Genomic DNA, 216 nt, shown 5'->3' with positions numbered 1-216 from the left:
GCCATCTCTTGCGCACCCGCTGACATTCCTGCAATGGTTCGTACGCTTTGCTCCATGCCGCTTACCTGGCGCTCTGAGCCGCCCGCCACTTCCTGCATAACGGATGTAATCTGCTCGGTCGCCTCGTTGGTTTGTTCGGCGCTTGCAGCAAGCTCTTGCGAGGAAGCAGCAAGCTGCTCCGACTTATGGTTGACCTCCCGAATAAGTACAGCAAGC

Annotated in this window: 1 pseudogene; it reads right to left on the bottom strand. The window is 57.4% G+C overall.

Annotated features, from left to right (window positions below):
* Positions 1-216: pseudogene (locus LKX83_RS33400) on the bottom strand (methyl-accepting chemotaxis protein); the annotation flags it as partial.

The organism is Cohnella baijiui, from assembly GCF_020731285.1.
Taxonomy (GTDB): Bacteria; Bacillota; Bacilli; order Paenibacillales; family Paenibacillaceae; genus Cohnella.
Note: the sequence above shows the minus strand (reverse complement) of the source record. Positions and strands in the feature narration are given on the sequence as shown.